The following is an 8,454-nucleotide window of genomic DNA, read 5'->3' on the forward strand; positions in this document are numbered from 1 at the left end:
TCAGGATTCGACAGGACTTCGGCACGGGCCCGGCGCCCTCAGTTGCCGAGATGCTCGCAGCCGGATAGCCTGCCGCCCTCGTCGCGAGGGGGCCGCCATGCTCAACCTGATCCGCCACGGCAAGCCCACCGGCGCGCCGCCGCTCGTCATCGCCCACGGCCTCTTCGGCTCGGCGCGGAACTGGAACGCCGTCGCCCGCCGCTTCGCCGCCACGCGCGAAACGCTCGTCGTCGACATGCGCAACCACGGCGAGAGCTTCCGCGATCCGGTGCACAGCTACGAAGCCATGGCGGCCGACCTCGCCGCCACGATCGCGGCCGAGGCCGGCGGCCGGGCCGACGTCCTCGGCCATTCGATGGGCGGAAAGGCGGCGATGACGCTGGCGCTCACCGCGCCGGAGCGCGTGGACCGCCTGATCGTCGCCGACATCGCCCCGGTGCGCTACGGGCATAGCCAGATCGGCTATGTCCGCGCCATGGAGGCGCTGGACCTCTCCGGGGTCAGCCGCCGCAGCGACGCCGACGCGGCGCTGGCGGCCAGCGTGCCGGAGCCGGGCGTGCGCGCCTTCCTGATCCAGAGCCTCGCCCTCACCCCCGAGGGCGCCGCCTGGAAGCTCAACCTCGCCGCCCTTGGCGAGCAGATGCCGGATATCATGGATTTCCCCGCCCTGCCCGGCCGCTTCGATGGCCCGACGCTGTTCCTGGTCGGGGGCGCCTCCGACTATGTTCGCGATGCGCACCTCCCGGCGATCCGCGCCCGCTTTCCGGCCGCCCGGACCGAGGCCATCCCCGGCGTCGGCCACTGGCTGCACGCCGAGGCGCCGGAAGCCTTCGTCGCGGCGGCGGAGACGTTCCTCGCCCGCTGACGCGAAACGGCCCGCCCCCTCGCGGGGACGGGCCGCACGTTTGCGAAGGTTCGGAGCCGCCGCTCAGCTCGACAGGTTGAGCGCCACGAAGCGCGGCTGGCCGTCGCGGCGGACGAGCAGCAGGATCGAGTTCCTGCCGGCGTCCTCGGCCGCCCGGATCCGCTCGCGCATCTCGCGCGGCGTCGTGACCGGCTCCTGGCCGACCTCGACGATGACGTCGCCCGCACGCATCCCCTTGTCGAAGGCGTCGGCGCTCTCGTCCACCGAGGTGACCACCAGGCCCTTGACGTCGTCCTCGATGCCGAACTGCTCGCGCTGCTCCGGCCCGACCGGCGAGAGCGCCAGGCCGAGCACGGTCTCCTCGGCCTGCTTCTGCTTCTCGCCGGGACCGGCCGCCGCGGCCAGCGTCGGTTCCTCGAGCAGGCCGATCGTGACCTCCAGCGTCTCGCGCTCGCCGTCGCGGATCACCTCGATCGGCACGGTGCGGTCGATTTCGGTGTCGGCCACCAGCCGGACGATCTCGCGGGTGTCGTCGATCTTCTCGCCGTCATAGGCGACGATGACGTCGCCCGACTTCAGGCCCGCCTTCGCCGCCGGACCCTCGGGCACGTCGGTGACGAGCGCGCCGTAGGTCTCGTCCAGGCCGAGCGCGTCGGCCATGTCCTCGTCGACGTTCTGGATGCGCACGCCGAGCCAGCCGCGGCGGGTCTCGCCGAAGTCCTTGAGCTGGGCGACCACCCGCTCGACCACCGCCGAGGACATCGCGAACCCGATGCCGATCGAACCGCCGTTCGGCGACAGGATCGCGGTGTTCACCCCGATGACCTCGCCGGCCATGTCGAAGAGCGGCCCGCCGGAATTGCCGCGGTTGATGGCGGCGTCGGTCTGGATGAAGTCGTCATAGCTGCCCTGCAACGTTCGGTTGCGGGCCGAGACGATGCCCGAGCTGACCGAGAAGCCCTGGCCGAGCGGGTTGCCGATGGCGAGCACCCAGTCGCCGACCTTGGCCGCGTCGCTGTTGCCGAAGCTGACGAAGGGAAGTTCCTTGCCGGCGTCGATCTTGAGCAGCGCGATGTCGGTGCGCGGGTCGCGGCCGATCACGGTGGCGTCGTATTCGCCGCCCTCGAAGAGCTCGACGCGAACCTGATCCGCCTGCTCGATGACGTGGTTGTTGGTGACGATGTAGCCGTCGGCGGAAATGATGAAGCCCGAGCCGAGGGCGTTCGAGCGGCGGTCCCGCGGGCCCTGCTGGCCGGGCTGGCGATCCATGAAGTCGCGGAAGAAATCCTCGAAGGGCGAGCCGGGCGGCAGGACCGGGCCGGGGCCCCGCTGGACCTCGGCGACGTTCGTCGTCGTGGTGATGTTGACCACCGCCGGGCTGAGCCGGGCCGCAAGCTCGGCGAAGCTGTTCGGGATCATCGGAACCGGCGCCGCCGTCTCGCCGAGGGGTTGCGTCTCGGCCAAGGCCGGGGCCACCGCGCCGAAGGCGAGCGCGGCGGCGAGCGCCAGTCCCGACGTTGCCAGCCGTGCGTTCGAATACATCAAGCGACCTCCATGGTTTCTTCGGCGCGGCCTCCGCAAGGTTTCGGATCCGAGCCGCCTGCCCCGTGACATGATCGCGCCCGAAGCCTCGCGCAAGTCACGCCTTTGTGCCGTCACGCCCGCGTTACGCCAGACGCTGGCGTGGTGGCCCGGCGGACAAGTCTAGCGCCGCAGGGCCCCCGCGCCAAGCAGCGCGAGGGCCCGCACTCTGACCCGCACGGGCGGCCGGCTCCCGGCCTACTCGCTCGCCGTCGCCGGGGGGGCGGCTTCGGGCGCGACTTCCGTCCGCCCGGCCGAATGCGGCGCGTTCAGGTAGTTGAAGAACTCGCTGTCCGGCTCGACCATCAGCGTGGTGTTCTCCCCGCGGAGCGACTTCGTGTAGGCCTGCATCGACCGGATGAAGGCGAAGAACTCCTGGTTCGCCCCGAATGCCTCGGCGAGGATCGCGTTCCTTTCGGCGTCGGCCTCGCCGCGGATCACGTTGGCGTCGCGCTCCGCCTCGGAGACGATCTCCACCGCGGTGCGGTCCGCCTGCGCCCGCACGCGCTGCGCCGCCTCGTTGCCGCGCGCGCGCTCGTCGGCGGCCTCTCGCTGGCGCTCGGCCTGCATCCGCTGGAAGGTCGCCTCGAGGTTCTGCTCCGGCAGGTCGGCGCGCTTCAGCCGCACGTCGATCACGTCCACGCCGAGCGCCCGGGCCTCGGCGATCGACTGGTCGCGGATGCGGTTCATCAGCCCGACCCGGTCGGCCGAAAGCACCGCCTCGGAACGCACCGATCCGAGCACCTCGCGCACGTTGGCGTTGAGGATCGACTCCAGCCGCTGCGAGGCGACATTCATGCCCCCCGCGCCGACGGCCCGGCGGAACTGCTCGACGTCGGCGATGCGCCAGCGCGCGAAGGCGTCGACGATCAGGCGGCGGTCGTCGAGCGGCGTCACCTCGAGCGAGGGCGTGTCTATGCCCTGGATGCGCGCGTCATAGAACACGACGTTCTGGATGAACGGAATCTTGAACCCCAGCCCCGGATCTTCCTTGACCGACCGCACCTGTCCGAACTGGAGCACCATCGCCTTCTGGCGCTCGTCGACGATGTAGAAGGCGTTGAAGGCGATGAAGACGAGAGCGACGAGGATCCCGATCAGCAACGGCATGCGGCGGCTCATTCGGCGATCCCCCCGGAGGCTGCCGAACGGGCCGGCGCGGACGAGGCCGCGGGCGCGCGCCTCAACTCGTTGAGCGGCAGGTAGGGCACGAGCCCGCTCCCGCCGGCGCTCGGCGTGTCCAGCAGGAACAGCTCCACGTCGCCCAGCACGCCCTCCATCGTCTCGAGGTAGAGGCGCTGTCGCGTCACCTCGGGCGCCTTGAGATATTCCGCGAGCACCGCCGAGAAGCGGCTGGCTTCACCGGTCGCGGAATTGACCTGCCGGGCGCGGTAGCTCTCGGACTCCTGAAGCAGTTGGGCCGACTGGCCGCGGGCCGCCGCGAGCGTCTCGTTGGCGTAGGCGTCGGCGCGGTTCTGAAGCGTCGAGCGCTCCTGCCGCGCCGCCTGCACCTCGCGGAAGGCGTCGATCACCTGTTCGGGCGGGTCGGCCCGCAGCAGGTTGACGCGCACGACGTTCACGCCGGAGCCATAGTCGTCGAGCGTGTTCTGGATCAGCTGCTGCACCTCCTGGCTGATCACGCCTCGGTCGCGGCTCAGGATCGGCGACAGGTCGGAGCGCGAGACCACCTCGCGCATCGCCGATTCCGACACCGACTGGATGGTCGACTCCGGGTCGGCGAGGTTGAACAGGAACGCCGCCGGATCGCGCACGTTCCAGACCGTCTGGAAGGTGATGTCGACGATGTTTTCGTCCCCGGTCAGCATCAGCCCCGCGCTCGTGCCGCGCAAGGTGCCCGACCCGATCTCCTCGGTGCGCTCGCCCGTCACCTGCACGACCTCGCGCGTCACCACGGGCCAGGGCGCGAAGTTCAGGCCGGGCTGGCCGATGCAGTCGCCCCGGCACTCGCCGAAGGTCAGCTCCACCGACTGCTCCTCCGGCCGCACGGTGTAGAAGGACATGAAGGCCCAGAGGAGCACGACGCCGCCGGCGATCAGGAAAAGACCGCGCCGCCCGACGCCGCCGCCGCCCTGGCCGCCGCCCGGACCGCGCGCGCCGCCGCCGCGGCCGCCGCCCATCAGGATCTTGAGCTGCTCCTGGCCCTTGCGGACGATCTCGTCGATGTCGGGGATCGGAGGCTGCCCGCCCGGCCCGCCGCCGCCGCCGGAACCACCGTCCCCGCCTGAACCCTTGCCGCCCCAGGGCCCGCGTCCGCGGCCCTTGCCGCCGCCGCCCCAGGGGCCGCCGTTGTTGCTGTATGGCATAGGGTCCTAAACTCCTCGGTCGTCGCGCAGGCAGGTCTCAAGTGTCCCCTGCCCCCGCCATTTCAAGATCGGAGACGCCGCGCCGCATGGTCACGAGCTCCTCCGCAGCGGTCGGATGCACCGCCATGGTGCGGTCGAAATCGGCCTTGGTCGCGCCCATTCCGAGCGCCACCGCGGCGAGCTGGATCATCTCGCCGGCCCCGTGGCCGACGATGTGGCAGCCGAGCACGCGGTCGTCGCGCGCATCGACCACGAGCTTCATCAGCATCCGCTCCGGCCGCCCGGCGAGGATGTTGGCCATCGGCCGGAAGCTCTCCCGGTAGACGACCACCGGCCCCCGCCGGCGCGCCGCCGCCTCGCCGAGGCCGACCGTGCCGATCTCCGGCTGGGTGAACACCGCCGTCGCGACCAGCTTGTGATCGGCCGGCGTCGGCCGCGCGCCGAACACCGTGTCGGCGAAGGCATGGCCGTCGCGGATGGCGACCGGGGTCAGCGCCGCGCGCCCGGTGACGTCGCCGACGGCGTAGATCGAGGGCACCGACGTCTGCGACCAGTCGTCGACCTCGATCGCGCCGTCCTCGCGCAACCGCACCCCCAGCGACTCGAGCCCGAGACCCGGCGTGTTCGGAGCCCGGCCCGTCGCCGCCAGCACGAGGTCGACGTCGTGCCGCGCGCCGCTCGCGGTCAGCACCCGCAGGCCGTCGCCGGCGCGCTCGATCGCCGCCACGTCGCTCTGCGTTTCGATGCGGACGCCCCGCCCGCGCATCGCCTCCGCGACATGGGCGCGCACGTCGTCGTCGAAACCGCGCAGGATCTGTTCGCCGCGATAGAGCTGGACCACCTCGACGCCGAGCCCGTTCATGATCCCGGCGAACTCGCAGGCGATATAGCCGCCGCCCAGGACCGCCATCCGCCGTGGCAGGGCGGGCAGCGCGAACATCTCGCTGGAGCTGACCGCGAGGTCGGCGCCGGGAAAGCCGGGCATCCGCGGCGCCCCGCCGGTGGCGACGAGGATGTGCTTGGCGGTCAGTTCCTCGCCGGTCCCGAGCCGCACCCGGTGCGGATCGAGGACGCTCGCCCTTGCGTCGACGATCCGCACACCGGCCCGATCCAGGTTGGCGCGGTAGACCGCTTCGAGCCGCGCGATCTCGGCGTCCTTGGCCGCGATGAAGCGCGCCCAGTCGAAGCGCGGCGCGGAGGCGAGCGTCCAGCCATAGCCGGCCGCATCCTCGAAGGCGTCGCGGAAGGTCGAGGCGTAGACCATCAGCTTCTTCGGCACGCAGCCGCGGATCACGCAGGTGCCGCCGACGCGGTACTCCTCGGCCAGGGCCGTGCGCGCGCCGTAGCCCGCCGCGATGCGCGCGGCGCGGACGCCGCCCGAGCCGCCGCCGATGACGAAGAGATCGAGATCGAAGGGATCGCTCACCGCGGCCTCATGCATCCGCGCTGCGCATCGCTTCCTCGACGAAATCCTCGCGGGCCGGGCCGGCGGGAAGGATCTCCTCCACCCGCCCGTCGGGATGCCCGATGATCGCCCGCTCCGCCATGCCGACGAAGAGACCGTTCTCGACCACGCCGGGGATCGCGTTCAGCGCGGCGCAGAGCGCCTCGGGGTTCCCGATCCGGCCGAGGCGAAGGTCGAGGAGGTAGTGACCCTCGTCCGTGACGAGCATCTCGGTTCCCGCCATCCGCGTCCCGACCTCGCGCCCGTCCACGTCCGCCCGCTCGAGCATCGCCGCGATCGCGTCCCGGGTGGCGGTCCAGCCGAAGCGCACCACCTCGACGGGGAGCGGGAAGTCCCCGAGCGTCTCCATCCGCTTCGTGTCGTCCGCGACCACCACGAAGCGGTCCGAGGCCGCGGCGACGATCTTCTCCTGCAAGAGCGCGGCGCCGCCGCCCTTGATCAGCGCGAGGTCCGCGTCGATCTCGTCCGCGCCGTCGACGGTCAGATCCAGCCGGCCGAGGTCGGTCAGCGGGGTGAGCGCGATGCCCTCGGTCTCGGCAAGACGGACCGTGCCGCTCGACGTGGCCACGCAGGCGACGTCGAGCCCCGCGCGCACGCGATCCCCGAGCAGGCGGACGAACCAGGCCGCGGTCGAGCCCGAGCCGAGCCCGAGCCGCATTCCCGGCGTGACGAGGCCGAGCGCCTGGGCGGCGGCGGCGCGCTTGGCTTGATCGGCAGGGCTGAGCGTCATCGCGGGCTCCACGTCTCTCGGGGTCCGCCGCTTATAGGGCCATCCCCCCGTCGCCGAAAGCGCCACGCGCCGGAAAACGCTCGACCGGACCTCACCAGATCGTCAACGAAAGTCCCGGACGGCGGCGCGCGCGCGGTCGTTGCCGGAGCGCATGATCGCTTCGCGCCCTCCGGGGCCGCATCATCTTCGCCATGGCGCGACCTCGATCTCCTGGTCGTGGATGGTGGCTTCGCGCCCCACCTCCAGCGGCCGGTCGGGATTGCCGGTGAACCCGTTCCGGGCCAGCACCTGCCGATAGTCCACGTCCGTGCGCACGTAGCGGGCATTGTTGACGAAGCGCAGGCCGGGGGCGAAATCGTGCAGCAGTTCATATCCGATGGAGTACTGGTTGGATTCCAAGCGGTCCCAGTCCGGTTCGCCCGGGTTGAAGCCGGGCGAGACCGCCTCCAGCGCCTCGCGCTCCACCTCGTTCGCCCATTCGCCGCCCCGCAGCCGCCGCCACGAGGGAAGCAGGGTGAAGCTCGTCCTTTTTGACCCTTGAAGCTTTTTATCATGTGTAATCAGATAGTTACTCTACCTATCACGCGTGTTAGCGCGTGTTGGGCGCGTTAGCCCGTGTTGCGCCGGGCGGCCTGCCCTGACGGATGAGCCGGCGGCCCCGAGTTCTATTCAGACGGGATCGGGATTCCGCGCGCTCCGCGCCGATGTCTCCGGCGACCGGGACATCCCTACCCGTCGCAATCGCGGCGCACCTGCCCCCAACGCTGAACGCCTGCCTTCAGGCCCGTCGGGCGTGCAGGCGCGGTTCGCCACGGGGCAGGCCGCGCGGAAGCCTCTGCACGGACCCCGCGTCATTCCCGTCGGGGAAATGCGGACGGATTGACCGAACCCTGTGTCAGTCCTCCGCGCCGCCCTCGAAAATGGCGCGTTCGCTGCATGCCGCGACGCGCAGGATGTTGGTCGAGCCCGCGACCCCGAAGGGAATGCCGGCGGTGACGACAATGCGGTCCTCGGCGGTCGCGAAACCATGGTCGCGCGCGGCCCGGGCCGCCGCCACCACCGCCATCTTGAAGCGGTCGACCTCCGGCACCACGACGCAGTGCAGGCCCCAGGTCAACGCCAGTCGCCGGGCCGAACGGATGAGCGGGGTCAGCGCGATGATCGGCACGCGCGGCCGCTCGCGCGCTGCGAGCGAGGCGGTCCTGCCGGAATGGCTGAAGCAGCAGATCGCCTTGACCTTGGTGGTTTCCGCCACGTCGCGCGCGGCCGAGGTGATCGCGTCGGAGACCGCGCCGGAATGGGCGTTGCGTTGCGCCTCGATCACCTCGCGGTAGGCCAGGTCGTTCTCGACCGACTCGGCGACGTTGTTCATCGTCGTCACCGCCTCGACCGGATAGTCCCCGGCGGCGCTTTCGGCGGAAAGCATGACCGCGTCGACGCCCTCGTAGATCGCGGGCGCCACGTCCGAGACCTCGGCCCGCGTCGGCAC

8 protein-coding genes are annotated in these 8,454 nt (G+C 71.2%); 1 reads left to right on the forward strand and 7 read right to left on the reverse strand.

Annotated features, from left to right (window positions below; translation table 11 throughout):
- Positions 1–97 precede the first annotated feature (97 nt).
- Positions 98–865, forward strand: coding sequence for an alpha/beta fold hydrolase (locus KBA23_RS07555; protein ID WP_290738857.1), 768 nt, complete (start codon positions 98–100; stop codon positions 863–865).
- Positions 866–928: 63 nt separating this feature from the next.
- On the opposite strand, the gene KBA23_RS07560 is transcribed toward KBA23_RS07555, so the two are convergent.
- The 7 genes from KBA23_RS07560 to KBA23_RS07590 all read right to left on the reverse strand — a co-directional run.
- The gene (locus KBA23_RS07560; RefSeq protein WP_290738878.1) at positions 929–2,284 is read right to left on the reverse strand and encodes a DegQ family serine endoprotease; all 1,356 of its coding nucleotides are present in this window, start codon (positions 2,282–2,284) and stop codon (positions 929–931) included.
- 360 nt (positions 2,285–2,644) lie between these two features.
- Positions 2,645–3,568 carry a protease modulator HflC gene (locus KBA23_RS07565; protein WP_290738860.1) on the reverse strand — a complete coding sequence of 308 codons (924 nt, stop codon included), beginning with the start codon at positions 3,566–3,568 and terminating at the stop codon, positions 2,645–2,647.
- Entirely contained in the window at positions 3,565–4,770 is a 1,206-nt protein-coding gene (gene hflK, locus KBA23_RS07570) for an FtsH protease activity modulator HflK (RefSeq protein WP_290738863.1), read from the reverse strand. The genes KBA23_RS07565 and hflK overlap by 4 nt, the downstream gene beginning before the upstream one ends.
- 37 nt (positions 4,771–4,807) lie before the next feature.
- On the reverse strand, positions 4,808–6,196 hold the full coding sequence (gene gor / locus KBA23_RS07575) for a glutathione-disulfide reductase (protein ID WP_290738866.1): 1,389 nt from the start codon (positions 6,194–6,196) through the stop codon (positions 4,808–4,810).
- A gap of 7 nt (positions 6,197–6,203) precedes the next feature.
- Entirely contained in the window at positions 6,204–6,965 is a 762-nt protein-coding gene (gene rpiA, locus KBA23_RS07580) for a ribose-5-phosphate isomerase RpiA (RefSeq protein WP_290738869.1), read from the reverse strand.
- 180 nt (positions 6,966–7,145) lie between these two features.
- Entirely contained in the window at positions 7,146–7,430 is a 285-nt protein-coding gene (locus KBA23_RS07585; RefSeq protein WP_290738872.1) for a hypothetical protein, read from the reverse strand.
- Positions 7,431–7,860: 430 nt separating this feature from the next.
- A partial coding sequence (locus tag KBA23_RS07590; protein WP_290738875.1) for a pyruvate kinase occupies positions 7,861–8,454 on the reverse strand: 594 nt, incomplete at its 5' end.

This window comes from Amaricoccus sp., assembly GCF_017995835.1.
Classification (GTDB): Bacteria; Pseudomonadota; Alphaproteobacteria; order Rhodobacterales; family Rhodobacteraceae; genus Amaricoccus.

Bases quoted from the DNA above. Each gene is read 5' to 3' on its own strand.
- hflK (WP_290738863.1), bottom strand. From the start codon at position 4,770: ATGCCATACAGCAACAACGGCGGCCCCTGGGGCGGCGGCGGCAAGGGC.
- KBA23_RS07565 (WP_290738860.1), bottom strand. From the start codon at position 3,568: ATGAGCCGCCGCATGCCGTTGCTGATCGGGATCCTCGTCGCTCTCGTC.
- rpiA (WP_290738869.1), bottom strand. From the start codon at position 6,965: ATGACGCTCAGCCCTGCCGATCAAGCCAAGCGCGCCGCCGCCGCCCAG.
- KBA23_RS07560 (WP_290738878.1), bottom strand. From the start codon at position 2,284: ATGATCCCGAACAGCTTCGCCGAGCTTGCGGCCCGGCTCAGCCCGGCG.
- KBA23_RS07555 (WP_290738857.1), top strand. From the start codon at position 98: ATGCTCAACCTGATCCGCCACGGCAAGCCCACCGGCGCGCCGCCGCTC.